General features: G+C 65.1%; 8 protein-coding genes. 5 read left to right on the top strand and 3 right to left on the bottom strand.

The annotated features are described in order from the left end of the window. Window positions 1-10 precede the first annotated feature (10 nt). The gene (mnmG, locus tag EBI04_RS09495) at window positions 11-1804 is read right to left on the bottom strand and encodes a tRNA uridine-5-carboxymethylaminomethyl(34) synthesis enzyme MnmG (RefSeq protein WP_135257253.1); all 1794 of its coding nucleotides are present in this window, start codon (window positions 1802-1804) and stop codon (window positions 11-13) included. Window positions 1805-1868: 64 nt separating this feature from the next. Here mnmG and dnaA point away from each other — a divergent pair, with 64 nt between their 5' ends. The 4 genes from dnaA to pyk all read left to right on the top strand — a co-directional run bounded on the left by dnaA (window position 1869) and on the right by pyk (window position 7375). Continuing rightward, the gene (gene dnaA, locus EBI04_RS09500) at window positions 1869-3182 is read left to right on the top strand and encodes a chromosomal replication initiator protein DnaA (RefSeq protein WP_135257254.1); all 1314 of its coding nucleotides are present in this window, start codon (window positions 1869-1871) and stop codon (window positions 3180-3182) included. A 301-nt stretch (window positions 3183-3483) separates the two neighbouring features. Next, window positions 3484-4641, top strand: coding sequence for a DNA polymerase III subunit beta (gene dnaN / locus EBI04_RS09505; RefSeq protein ID WP_135257255.1), 1158 nt, complete (start codon window positions 3484-3486; stop codon window positions 4639-4641). Between the two features lie 54 nt (window positions 4642-4695). Beyond that, window positions 4696-5964 (top strand): phosphopyruvate hydratase, encoded by a 1269-nt coding sequence (eno, locus tag EBI04_RS09510; protein WP_135257256.1) that lies wholly within the window; start codon window positions 4696-4698, stop codon window positions 5962-5964. Further along, window positions 5951-7375 carry a pyruvate kinase gene (gene pyk, locus EBI04_RS09515; RefSeq protein ID WP_135257257.1) on the top strand — a complete coding sequence of 475 codons (1425 nt, stop codon included), beginning with the start codon at window positions 5951-5953 and terminating at the stop codon, window positions 7373-7375. Before eno ends, pyk begins: the two co-directional genes overlap by 14 nt. 87 nt (window positions 7376-7462) lie before the next feature. Here the strand turns inward: pyk and EBI04_RS09520 are convergent, their stop codons facing one another. Both EBI04_RS09520 and EBI04_RS09525 read right to left on the bottom strand, forming a co-directional pair. Continuing rightward, entirely contained in the window at window positions 7463-8932 is a 1470-nt protein-coding gene (locus EBI04_RS09520; protein ID WP_135257258.1) for a phosphodiester glycosidase family protein, read from the bottom strand. 41 nt (window positions 8933-8973) lie between these two features. Next, a complete protein-coding gene (locus EBI04_RS09525) occupies window positions 8974-11850 on the bottom strand; it encodes an RtcB family protein (protein ID WP_135257259.1) in 2877 nt (958 codons plus the stop codon). Between the two features lie 183 nt (window positions 11851-12033). On the opposite strand from EBI04_RS09525, the gene EBI04_RS09530 reads away from it, so the two are divergent. Then, complete coding sequence (locus EBI04_RS09530) at window positions 12034-12966, top strand: PP2C family protein-serine/threonine phosphatase (protein WP_135257260.1); 933 nt, start codon at window positions 12034-12036, stop codon at window positions 12964-12966.

Genomic DNA, 12966 nt, shown 5'->3' on the forward strand with positions numbered 1-12966 from the left:
CATCCCCCTCTCACCGGGAAAGCACCCTGAGGTGCACCAACAGGGCCGTGAGGTCCGAGTCCCGTATCCCGGGGACCCGGGCGGCCTCCGCCACGGTGCGGGGCCTCACCCGGGAAAGCTTTTCCACCGCCTCCCGGGAAAGGCCGGGGACCCGGGGGAACTCCAAACCCTCGGGTATGCGAAAGGCCTCCAAGTCCCTCAGCTTTTCCCGCAGCCGCTCCTGCCGCTCGATGTACCCTGCGTACTTGGCCCGCACCTCCACCTGGTAGGCCTCCTCGGGGCTCAAGGGAACGGGTGGGGGAAAGCGTTCTACCAGGGCCACATAGGTGTTTTCCGGACGCCTCAGCCACACCAGGCCGCTCACCCCCTCCACCCGCAGGGCCTCGAGGCGCCTCAGTTCCGCCTCCACTCGGCGGTACTTCTCCCTCACCGCCTCCAGGTCCTCCCTGGGCCTCAGGCCCCACTCCACCGCCAGGGGAGTGAGGCGCTCGTCGGCGTTGTCCGCCCGGCAGAGGAGGCGGAGCTCCACCCTCGAGGTCATCATGCGGTAGGGCTCGTCCGTGCCCCGGCCCACCAGGTCGTCCACCAGAACCCCGATGTAGCCGCTTTCCCGGGGGAGATGCACCTCGGGCAAGCCCAGGGCGTACCGGGCAGCGTTCAGCCCCGCTAGGAGCCCCTGGGCCGCGGCTTCCTCGTACCCGGAGGTGCCGTTCACCTGCCCGGCAGCGAACAATCCAGGGAGGAAGCGGGACTGGAGCCCCCGGGTGAGCTCGGTGGGGTCCAGGCTGTCGTACTCCACCGCGTAGGCGTAGCGCTGGATCACTGCCCGCTCAAAGCCGGGGAGGCTTCGCACCATCTCCTCCTGGAGTTCTGGGGGAAGGCTTGAGGAAAACCCCTGCAGGTAGACCTCGCTGGTGGAAAGCCCATCGGGCTCCACGAAGAGCAGGTGGCTTTCCTTGTCGGCGAAGCGGACCACCTTGTCCTCGATGGAGGGACAGTAGCGGGGACCGATGCCCACAATATCCCCCGCATAGAGGGGAGACAGGTGCAGGTTCTCCAGAATCAGGCGGTGGGTGCGGGACGTGGTCCGGGTCTGCCAGGTGGGGAGCCGGGCGGCGTAGGGACCCGGGTTTCCCGTGAAACTCCCCGGGGGCACCTCGGGGGGCACCACCTCCAAGGCCCCGAAGTCCACCGAGTCCGCCCGGATGCGGGGTGGAGTGCCGGTCTTGAAGCGCCGCAAGGTGTGGCCAACGGCCTCGAGGCTCCGGGAAAGGAACCGGGCCGGGGGCTCCCCCTGCCGCCCCGCAGGCCGGGAACGCCTTCCGTACCAGACCACCCCCGAGAGGAAGGTGCCCCCGGCCACCACCACCGCCTTGGCGGGAATCCCCCGGCCGTCCACAATGCGCACCTCAAGGAGCCTCTCCCCTTCCACCCAGAGGCTTGCCACCTCCCCCCGCACCACCTCGATGGGCCTTTCCGCCAGGATCTCCTGCGCCTTCAGGGCGTAGAGGTCCCGGTCCACCTGCACCCGGAGGCTTTGCACCGCCGGGCCCTTGGAGCGGTTCAGCACCCGGGTGTGGATGGCCGCCTGGTCCGCCGCCCGGCCCATGAGCCCCCCTAGGGCGGTGAGCTCCGCCACCAGCTGGCTTTTGCCGGGCCCGCCCACCGCCGGGTTACAGGGCATCATGCCAATGCGCTCGGGGTTGACGGTAACCAAGGCCACCCGCACCCCAAGCGCCGAAGCCGCCCAGGCCGCCTCCAAGCCCGCATGCCCACCGCCCACCACCACCACGTCGTAGCCCATCCCACCCTCCACTTTACCGAAGGCCTTGGCGTAGAATGTTCCTCCGGAAACGCGGGGGGTAGCCTTGACCCACGAGGCCGTCTGGCAACACATCCTGGAACACATCCGCCGCAACATCACCGAGGTGGAGTTCCACACCTGGTTCGAGCGCATCCGCCCCTTGGGCATCCAGGATGGGGTACTCCAGCTGGCGGTGCCCACCTCCTTCGCCCTGGACTGGATCAAACGCCACTACGCCGAGCTGATCCAGGAGGCCTTGGGCCTCCTGGGGGCCCAGCCTCCCCGGTTTGAGCTCAAGGTGGTCCCCAGCGTGGCCGTCCAGGAGGATATCTTCCACACTCCTGCCCCTTCCGAAGCCACCAAGCCCAACCTCAACCCCAAGTACACCTTTGAAAACTTCGTGGTGGGGCCCAACAACTCCATGGCCCACGCGGCGGCAGTGGCGGTGGCCGAGTCCCCTGGAAGGGCCTACAACCCCCTTTTCATCTATGGGGGCGTGGGCCTGGGTAAGACCCACCTCATGCACGCCGTGGGCCACTCCGTGGCCAAGCGTTTCCCCCACCTGAAGATCGAGTATGTGTCCACGGAAACCTTCACCAACGAGCTCATCAACGCCATCCGCGAGGACCGGATGACGGAGTTTCGGGAGCGCTACCGGTCCGTGGACCTCCTCCTGGTGGACGACATCCAGTTCATCGCCGGCAAGGAGCGCACCCAGGAGGAGTTCTTCCACACCTTCAACGCCCTCTACGAGGCCCACAAGCAGATCATCCTCTCCTCCGACCGGCCCCCCAAGGACATCCTGACCCTCGAGGCCCGCCTCCGCAGCCGCTTTGAGTGGGGCCTCATCACCGACATCCAACCTCCCGACCTGGAAACCCGCATCGCCATCCTCAAGATGAACGCCGAGCAACGGGGTCTCAGGATCAGCGAGGAGGTGCTGGAGTACATCGCCCGGCAGGTGACCTCCAACATCCGCGAGCTAGAGGGTGCCCTGATGCGCACCATCGCCTACGCTTCCTTAAACGGGGTGGAACTCACTCGCACCGTGGCCGCCAAGGCGCTTTCCGACATCTTCGCCTCCAAGGAAGTGGAGGTGGATCCCCACGAGATCGTGCGCAAGGTGGCGGAGTACTTCGCCCTGCGCCCGGAGGATCTGGTGGGGGGTGGCCGACGCAAGGAGGTGGTTTTACCCCGCCAGATCGCCATGTTCCTGGTACGGGAACTCACCCGCTCCTCCCTCCCGGAAATCGGCCAGCTCTTCGGAGGACGGGACCATACCACCGTCCTCTACGCCATCCAAAAGGTTCAGGAGCTTTCAGAAAGCGACCGTGAGGTGCAGAAGCTGCTCCGCAGCCTGAAAGAGGCCCTGTCATGATCCCTGTGGATAACCTGTGGATAACCCTGTGGATAACCCTGGTTTTCCTGTGGATAACCTTGTGGACAAACTGTGGAAAACCAATCCCCCTTCGGAGCCTGTGGATAACTGGTCAGTTATCCACATCTTATCCACAACCCGAGGCCAGTTATCCACAAGGGTTTTCCACAAGCCTTTTTCGCTCCCATACGGCATTTTCTACCCCTTATCCACATATCCACAGCCTCTATTACTACGACTACTATTCTTTTAAGATCTTTAAGAAACCCATAGTAGAAGCAGTAGAGAGGAGGCAAACCCCGTGAAGGTGAAAGTTCCAAAAACCCTGCTCACCGAACATGTGGCCTTGCTGGAACGGGTCATCCCCACGCGAAGCTCCAATCCCCTTTTCACCTACTTGGGCTTGGCCCTTACGCCAGATGCCCTGGTGCTGTTCGGAACCAACGGCGAGGTGGACCTGGAAGTGCGCCTGGAACTTCCCACGGAGGGAGAGGGGCGTTTTTTGGTTCCCGCCCAGCCTTTCTTCCAGCTGGTGCGCAGTCTTCCCGGGGATCAGGTAGAGCTGGACTTCGGTGCGGAGCTTTCCCTCTCCTCGGGTTCCTTCAGTACCCGGCTGAGCCTTGCCCCCGACGAAGGCTACCCGGAGCTTTTCTTCCCCAGCCTGGAAGGCCCCGCAGAGCCCTATCCCCTCCAGACCCTTTTGCCGGTGGAGGAGCTTCTTAAGGCGCTATCCCACGTGCGCTATGCGGCCAGCAACGAGGAGTACCGGGCGATTTTCCGGGGCGTCCAGCTGGAGTTTTCCGAAGGCGGACTTCGCTCCGTGGCCTCCGACGGGTATCGCCTGGCCCTTTACAGGCTTGCCAAGCCCCAACCCTTTGCCAAGAAGGTGGTGGTGCCTGCCCGCAGTGTGGACGAGATGGTGAGGGTTCTGAAGGGTATGGGCGAGGGGGAGGTGGCCCTGGCCCTGGGCCCGGGGGTTCTAGGCCTCGCCACCAGCGGTTCCCAAGGCCCTGCCGCCACCGGCAAGGGACAGCTGCGTATGGCTGTCCGGCTTATGGAAGGGGAGTTCCCGGACTATGAGCGGGTGATCCCCAAGGAGTTCCCCCTGAAGGCGGCCTTCGAGGTGGAGGCCTTCCGCGAGGCCCTCCGCCGGGTGAGCGTCCTCTCTGACCGGCAAAACCATCGGGTGGATCTTCTTTTTGAGGAGGAGCGGGTGTTGCTCTCCGCTGAGGGGGATTACGGCAAGGGGCAGGAGGAGGTTCCCGTGCACCTCGAGGGCATGCCCCTGGCGGTGGCCTACAACGCCCGCTATCTTTTGGAGGCCCTTTCCCCCCTTTCCGGCCTGGCGGTGTTGTTGCTTTCCGGGCCCACCAGCCCTAGCCTGGTGCGCCCAGGGGGGGCTTCCCCAGTGGAGGCGGCGGAGGGGTACCAGGCGGTGGTGGTGCCCCTCCGGGTGTAAACTTGGCTCCGAGGGGGCGGGAAGCGCTTCCAGAAACGCTTAGGGGAGGAGTCCATGACCACGATCGTGAACGTGAAAGCCAGGGAAGTTTTAGACTCTAGGGGCTTTCCCACGGTGGAGGCCGAGGTGGAGCTGGAAGGGGGTGCCAGGGGCAGGGCCATGGTGCCCTCTGGAGCCTCCACCGGCACCCATGAGGCCTTGGAGCTACGGGATGGGGGCAGGCGTTACCTGGGGAAGGGGGTGCGCCGTGCGGTGGAGGGCATCCAGGAACGCATCGCCCCCGAACTCATCGGCCGGGATGCCTTGGACCAGGAGGGGGTGGACCGGGCCATGCTGGAGCTGGACGGCACCCCCAACAAGTCCAACCTAGGGGCTAATGCCATCTTGGCGGTTTCCCTGGCCACGGCCCGGGCGGCGGCGGAGGCTTTGGGTCTGTCCTTATACCGTTATTTAGGAGGCGTTCAGGCGGATACTTTGCCGGTTCCCCTTATGAACGTGATCAACGGCGGAAAGCATGCGGACAACCGGGTGGATTTTCAGGAGTTCATGCTGGTGCCTGCGGGGGTGGAGAGCTTTTCTGAGGCCTTGCGGGTTGGGGCCGAGGTCTTCCACGCCCTCAAGGGGGTGCTGAAGGAGCGGGGCTACAGCACCAACGTGGGGGACGAGGGAGGGTTTGCCCCGGACCTCAGGAGCAACGAGGAAGCCATAGAGCTTCTTCTTTTGGCCATCGAGCGGGCGGGGTACACCCCGGGGCAGGAGGTTTCCTTGGCCCTGGATCCCGCGGCCAGCGAGCTTTACCGGGATGGGAAGTACCACCTGGAAGGGGAAGGACGGGTGCTTTCCTCGGAGGAGATGGTGGAGTTCTGGGCCACGTGGGTGGAGAAATACCCCATCCGTTCCATTGAGGACGGCCTGGCGGAGGATGACTGGGAAGGCTGGCGCCTTCTTACCGAGCGCCTGGGTGCCAGGGTGCAGCTGGTGGGGGATGACCTTTTCGTCACCAACCCGGATAGGCTTCGCCACGGGATCCAGCAAGGTGTGGCCAACGCCATTCTGGTGAAGGTGAACCAGATCGGCACCCTTTCCGAGACCCTCGAGGCCATCCGCCTGGCCCAGCGCTCCGGTTACCGGGTGGTGATCAGCCACCGCTCCGGGGAAACCGAGGACCCCTTCATCGCCGATCTTGCGGTGGCGGTGAACGCCGGGCAGATCAAGACCGGTTCCCTCTCCCGTTCGGATCGCCTTTCCAAGTACAACCAGCTTTTGCGCATCGAGGAGGAACTGGGGCGTGCGGCGCGCTTTTTAGGGTATGAGGCCTTTTAAGCGCACCAAGATCGTGGCTACCTTAGGGCCCGCTTCGGACTCCAAGGAAGCCATCCGGGCCCTAGCGGAGGCGGGGGCGGATGTCTTTCGCTTGAACTTCAGCCACGGCACCCACGAGGAGCACCGGAGGCGGGTGGCCTGGGTGCGGGAGGTGGAGAAGGAACTGGGCAAAACCCTGGCCCTCCTCCAGGACCTCCAGGGCCCCAAGATCCGCATCGGCCGGTTCAAGGAGGGCCGGGTGGCGCTTAAGGTGGGCCAGCCCTTCATCCTCACCCGGGCTCCCGTGGAGGGGGACGAGACCCGGGTTTCCATCACCTACAAGGGGCTTCCCGAGGACGTGGCTCCCGGGCAGGTGCTCCTCTTGGACGACGGCCGCCTGCGCCTTCGGGTGGAGAGGATCCAGGGGGACGAGATCCACACCCTGGTGGAGCTGGGGGGGGTGCTTTCCGACAGCAAGGGGATCAACGTTCCTGGCTCGGATCTCTCCATCCCCGCCCTCTCGGAAAAGGACATCCAGGACCTGGCCCTGGGGGCGGAGCTCGGGGTGGACTGGGTGGCGGTGTCCTTCGTGCGCACCCGGGATGACCTGCTCCTGGCCCGACACTACCTGGCCCGGCACGGTTCCCGGGCCCGGCTCATGGCCAAGATAGAGAAGCCTTCCGCTGTCTACCGCTTTGAGGAGATCCTGGAAGAAGCCGACGGCATCATGGTGGCCCGGGGGGACCTGGGGGTGGAGATGCCTTTAGAGGAGGTGCCCATCATGCAAAAGCGCCTTATCCTCAGGGCCATCGCCGCCGGCAAGCCGGTGATCACCGCCACCCAGATGCTGGAGTCCATGGTGCAGAACCCAAGCCCCACCCGGGCGGAGGCCTCCGACGTGGCCAACGCCATCTTTGACGGCACGGACGCCGTGATGCTCTCCGCGGAAACCGCCGCCGGGGCCTACCCGGTGGAGGCGGTGGCTACCATGGCCCGGATCGCCCGGGTGGTGGAGGCTTCCCCCGAGTTCTTGCAAAAGCTCAACCTCCTCCGCCCAGCCCCCACCCCCACCACCCAGGACGCCATCGCCCAGGCGGCGGACGACATTGTGGAGGCGGTGGAAGCCAAGGCCATCGTGGTCTTTACCGCCACGGGAAGCTCGGCTAGGCGCATCGCCCGCACGCGGCCCAAGGTGCCCATCCTGGCTCTCACCCCGAACCCTGAGGTGGAGCGGCAGCTGGCCTTGGTCTGGGGAGTCCTGCCCCATCTGGCTCCCGACCCCCAGGACACCGACGACATGGTGCGCATCGCCCTGGAGAAGGTCAAGGCCTGCGGGCTGGCCCAGGTGGGGGAGAGGGTGGTGATCGCCGCCGGAGTGCCCTTTGGGGTGCGGGGGACCACCAACCTCATCCGGGTGGAGCGGGTGAGCTGATACCGCCCCACGCGGACAAAGTCCGCGGGGGCCCGGGAAAATCTGTACTCGCTTTCCCCGTGGGCTTGGCCCTGGTATGGACGCCCTTCAGGGCAGGTAGAGGGCCAGGGCGCTCACCACGGGTCTAGGGGAGCCCTGGTAGGGGTTGCGGAGCTGGCCCCGGACCCAGAGCTGGGCCGAACCCCCTCCGTCCATGCGGAGGGCGTTCCAGGCCCCCAAGGAGAGGAGGGCCCGGGCCAGGACCCCGGGGGTGGTGGGCTCGGAAACCAAAAGCCAAAGCCTCCCTTCCCGGGTCCAGGCCACCGCCGCCTGGGGGGCCACCGCCTGCAGGGGCCTTGGGTCCTTGAAGTTCTCCTGGGCTGGGTCGAAGGCGTACTGGCCCTCCCGCACCAAAAGGGGCCCCCCCTCCAGGGCGTAGGTGAAGGGCGGGTCCAGGCGGCCGTATAGGCTTAGGGGATCCCCCGGTCCCAAGGGAAAAGGGGGGGCTCCCTTGGGAAAGGTAAGGGCCCAGGCTCCGGCGGGAAGCTCTTGGGGAGCGGGGAGGATGGCCTGGACTTTGTCCTCCCTTACCAGGGCCACCTCCTCCCCCTCCTTTCCCACGGGTCCAGGGACGGTGTGGGCGGTGTAGCGGGCCCGGGAGGCGTTAATTCCCACCCGCACCCGTTCGCCCCGCGGTCCCTGGACCACTGCTTCAAATCTGGGAAAACCCATAAATAAACTGAAGCCATCCCATATAAGTGCCACCCGGCCAAAGGGATAGGAGACCGTGACCCCGTCCTGGACCCAGAGGCCAATGGGGGTGGCGCTTTTGGGGTCAAAATAGCCCCCGTTTAGCACCGCCAGGGCGTTTGGGGCCAGGTCCTTGGGCAGAGCCCTCATCCCAGGCCGGCCCACGGGGACGAGTTTTCCCCGTTCTGCCTCCACCAGGTAGAGCCTAAGGGGCTCTGGGGTAAAGGCCCAGACCTCCCGGTAGCGGACTCCTGGGGCCAGGGGTTCCTCCACCTCGGCCTCGAGGGCATAGAGATCCAGGACCAGGCGCGCGGGATCCTTCAGGGGAAAGAGGCGGTAGCGAAGAAGCTTTCTCGGAAAGCTCAGGGTGAGCTCTGTGCCCCCTGGCAAAAAGCGCACCCTGGCCTCCATGCCCTTGGGCCAAGGAACCTGGGTTATACCCGGGGCCAGGTAAGGGAGAAGAAGGGAAAGGGTTCCTGAAGACTGGCCCTCCGAGGGGGGCTTGGGTGCAGGTTCGGGCCCAGGGAGGTCCAGTACCAGGCGGAGGGCTCGTCCCTGGGTGCCGTGGCGTACCCCGGCCTCCGGGGTGCGAAAGTATCCCAGGGCCTTCAGGGCCTCGAGGGACATTCTTTCCCTATCGGGTGGGGGAAGAGCGGGGTCCAAAGGTTCCGCCCAGCCCACCCCCGGCACGTAGACGAAGCGCACCGCCTCCCCCTCGTAAATCCAGGCCCCGGCCTCCTCCCGAAAGGAAAGGCCAAAGGTGCTGGCGGGAAGCAGGGTCTGGGCCAGGGAGCAGGAGAAGAAAAGGAGGAGGGCTAGGAACCTCATCCCTTTATGGCAGCAGATGGCGGTGAGAAAGCGCTTAGAGTTTATCCCTTCACCACGATGAGGGGCCTTAATCGGACCACCTTCTTGCCGATCCCCGCTCCCTGGACCGCCTCCACCACCACAGAAACATCCTTGTAGGCCTCGGGCATCTCCTCGTCCACGGTGGCCCGGGTGGCGGCCCGCACCTGGATGCCCCTTTCCGCCAGCTCCTTCACCAGGTTTCGCTCCCGAGCCACCCGCTTGGCCTGGTGGCGGCTCATCTTGCGTCCGGCCCCGTGGCAGCTGGAGCCAAAGGATACCTCCATGGCCTTTTCTGTTCCCGCCAGCACATAGGAGTAGCGGCCCATGTCCCCGGGCACCAGGACGGGCTGGCCCACATGCTGGTACTCCAGGGGGATTTCGGTGTTTCCGGGGCCGAAGGCCCGGGTGGCCCCCTTGCGGTGGACCAGGACCCTCTTCCCCCCGTGCTCCTCGAACTTGGCGTTGTTGTGGGCCAGGTCGTAGAGCACCCTTAGGCCGTGGTCCTTAGGGGCAAAGCCCACCGCCTCGAAGGCCTCCCGCACGAAGTGGGCGATGAGCTGCCGGTTGGCGAAGGCGAAGTTGGCGGCGGCGGCCATGGCCTGGAGGTAGTCCTCCCCCTCGGGGCTCCTGATGGGGGCCGCGGCCAGCTGCTTGTCCACAAGCTCGATCCCGTAGCGGGGAGCTACTTTTAGAAATTTTTCCACATAATCCTGGCAGACCTGGTGGCCCAGGCCCCGGCTTCCCGTGTGGATGAGGACGGTGATCTGGTTTGGGAAAAGCCCAAAGGCTTCCGCCACCTCGCCATCGTAGATCTCGTCCACGTACTGCACCTCGAGGAAGTGGTTCCCGCTCCCCAGGGTGCCGATCTGGGGGGCCCCCCGCTCAAAGGCCCTGTCCGAAACCTTGTCGGGGTTGGCCCAGGGGAGGCGGCCCTCGGACTCGATGAAGCGCAGGTCCTCCGGGTAGCCGAAGCCCCTGCGGATGAGCCAGCCCGCCCCTTCCTTGAGGATCTCCTTGAGCTCCTTTTTGCTAAAGCGCACATCCTTCCGCTCGCTCCCCACCCCCGAGGGCACCAGGCGAAAGAGGGCGTCGGCGAGTTCCTTCTGCCTGGGGAGGAGGTCCTCGAGGGTGAGGTGGGAGGCAAGGAGGCGTACCCCGCAGTTGGAGACCACAAACCCTTCGGCGACGAAGTTATGCCCCTCATGGTCCATGGAGAGGTCGTACACCCTTCCCCCGTGGGGAACGGTTTCCATGGCCACTACCCTGTCAAAAAGCATGGGGCCGGCCCTCTGGAGGAACTCAGGGAAGGTGGGAAATCCCCAGGGGCGGAATCCACCTCGCTTCTCGTAAAGGGTACGCTCCACGAAGCGCCGGGGGAGGTCTAGGGTGGCAGCGATGCGTTTTGGTCCTAGGCCTGCCTGTCGTAGGGCCAAGACCTCTTCAGCCTGGGTTTCCCGAGCTTCCAAGTGGGCCATTTTCAGGCGCAAGTAGAAAGCGGCCACTAGGGCTAGCCAGGCTTTTTGGGGAGCGTACGCATAACCCACCCTCTCGTAAAGGAGGCGGAGGTTTTCCGGTGTACTCCGGAGGATCAGTTTGAAGCGGTGGGAAGGATCAGCGGGTTCTTCCCAAGCCAGTTCCTCACGTAGGGACTGGACTTCCAGGCCCAAACTTTCCATTAAGCGGGCCAGGTCTTCCATGAAGGTTCGGCCAATCCCCAAAAGGCTTTTCCGCTTAGACTGGGAGAGCACAGGAGAGGCGAGGTTGTATCCATGTCCGCTTACCCACTTCGGAGCGGAGAGCTCCGCTCCGAATAGCCCTGCTAGAAAGTTGGCTTTAAGCCAAGCGGGAAGGGAGAAGAGCCATTGAGGTAAGGCAAAAGCCGTTTGCGCCTTGGGGCCCTCGGGAAGGCCTAGGGCGTGGAGAAGGAGGAACAAAGCCCGGGAGGAGGCCTTAAGGCTAGCCTCTCGGTAGGTAAAGGTCCGTCCTCGGAAGCTGTGGTTTCGTATCCGAACGTAAGGGCCCCCAGCCTGGAAGCCCAGACGCTTAAGGTCCTCCTTGGCTTCCAGGAGACCTTCTTCATCCCCATAGAGCACCAGGTACCCCCTGCTCCGGGACCGGTAGAGGGTGCCATCGCCCAGTGCGTAGCCCAAGAGGCGCAGGATGACGGGCAGGTGGGGATGGTCTGCCCGCAGGGGGAGGAGCCCCTTCGCCTTGAGCACCTCCGCCGCCTGTGGAAAGCCCAGGGCGCGCCCCAAAGTTTGGGCTTGCTCCTCGTCCAGGAGGGTGACAGGGGGAGGGGGCTCGTGGGGAAAGCCCTGGAAGGGGTGGACGGCCACCCGGTCGCCTGGGGCCAGCTGCCCTATAGGCCGCATTCCTTCAGGCGTGTATACGGGATGGTCGGGGGTAGCTTCCAAAACAAACCCCCCCTCGGTGCGTAGGCGCACCAGGGTTTCCGCTTCTCGGGAGAGGAGGAGGAAGGCTTTGCCTGCCTCGGGTTTTTCCTCAAGCTGCCACACGGTGAGGAGGGGTTCTTTTTCCCTCGCCACCTCCTCTATGGGGCGGGTGTAGCGGTCGTGGAAGAGGACGCGGGTGCCGGCAGGCAGGCAGTTGATGTCAAACCCCACCCCTCCCGGGCTCACCACCCCCCCCGTCTCGGGGTCAAAGGCCGCCACCCCGCCGATGGGGAAGCCGTAGCCCCAGTGGATGTCCGGCATGGCCAGGGCGGGCTCCACGATGCCAGGCAGGGTGGCCACGTTCATGAGCTGCTGCAAGGAGGCGTAGCCTTCCCCCTCGAGGTCCTGCAAAATCTCCTCCGAGGCGAAGAAAACCGCGTCCACCCGCATCTTCCCCTGGCGGGGGATGCGGTAGGTGTAGGGGGCGATTCGTTCAAAGCGCATGGCGCCCTCCCAAAGCAAAAGACCGGGCTTTCGGGCCCGGGCTTACTCTCAAGTTACCGCGGTATGCGGTATGCGTCAAGGCTATGCGTTCATCCCCCGTTTCCCCGTGCCCTACGGCCCCCGGAAGCCGCTTTGGTCTTCCCACCCTGCCCGCGGCGGGGCGGGGTGGTATAAAATCCCCCCGTGCCGGGCCTCGACTTTGCCTTGGAGACCCACCCCGGGCTCAAACGGCCCAAAAACGAGGACGCCGTGGGCCATGCCCTCACCCCGTGGGGAGGGATCTTCGTGGTGGCGGATGGGATGGGCGGGCACCGCACGGGAGAAGTGGCGGCCAGGCTGGCGGTGGACACCATCCTGGAGCACCTGAAGGGGGCGGGGCCCTCCCCCAAGGTCCTCCTCCAGGCCTTTGAGCGGGCCAACGAGCGCATTTACCTGGAGGCGCAACGCCCCGAGAACCGGGGTATGGGCACCACCGCCACCTGCCTCCTTTTGGATCTGCCCTATGCCTTGATCGCCCATGTGGGGGACTCGAGGGCCTACCTCCTCCGGAAAGGGGAGCTTACCCTCCTCACCGAGGACCACTCCTGGGTGGCGGAAAGGGTGCGCCAGGGCCTTTTAAGCCCCGAGGAGGCCAAGACCCACCGCTGGCGCAATGTGATCACCAACGCCTTAGGCTCCTTCCCCCAGGCCCGGGTGGACCTCATGGGGCTTAAGCTGGAGCCCGGAGACGTGCTTTTACTTTGTAGCGATGGCCTTTCCGGGGTGTTGGAGGACCGCACCCTGGGGGAAGTCCTGAAAAGCTTTCCCCCCGAAGAGGCAGCCAAGCGCCTGGTAGCCTTGGCCAACGAGTGGGGGGGGCCTGATAACGTGAGCGCCATTGTGGTGCGGCTGCCCGAGGAACTTCCCCAGGGGGGTCGCCCCTACGCCCTGCCCCTCGAGGCGGCAAGGGGTGCCCCGGTGCGCCTCAAGCTGGGGGAGGAGCCTGAGGAGCTCCCCACCCAGGTCCTGGAGCCCCAGCGCCCCAGGGTTCGCCTAAGCTGGCGGGATGCCCTTTTGGTGCTCCTTTGGGTGGTGGTGGTGGCCTATATCCTGCTGGGTTACTTCAAAAGGCCCTAG

Source organism: Thermus caldilimi (assembly GCF_004684245.1).
Classification (GTDB): Bacteria; Deinococcota; Deinococci; order Deinococcales; family Thermaceae; genus Thermus; species Thermus caldilimi.

Coding starts and splice junctions, on each gene's coding strand:
- eno (WP_135257256.1), top strand. CDS start 4,696: ATGACCACGATCGTGAACGTGAAAGCCAGGGAAGTTTTAGACTCTAGG.
- EBI04_RS09525 (WP_135257259.1), bottom strand. CDS start 11,850: ATGCGCTTTGAACGAATCGCCCCCTACACCTACCGCATCCCCCGCCAG.
- mnmG (WP_135257253.1), bottom strand. CDS start 1,804: ATGGGCTACGACGTGGTGGTGGTGGGCGGTGGGCATGCGGGCTTGGAG.
- pyk (WP_135257257.1), top strand. CDS start 5,951: ATGAGGCCTTTTAAGCGCACCAAGATCGTGGCTACCTTAGGGCCCGCT.
- EBI04_RS09520 (WP_135257258.1), bottom strand. CDS start 8,932: ATGAGGTTCCTAGCCCTCCTCCTTTTCTTCTCCTGCTCCCTGGCCCAG.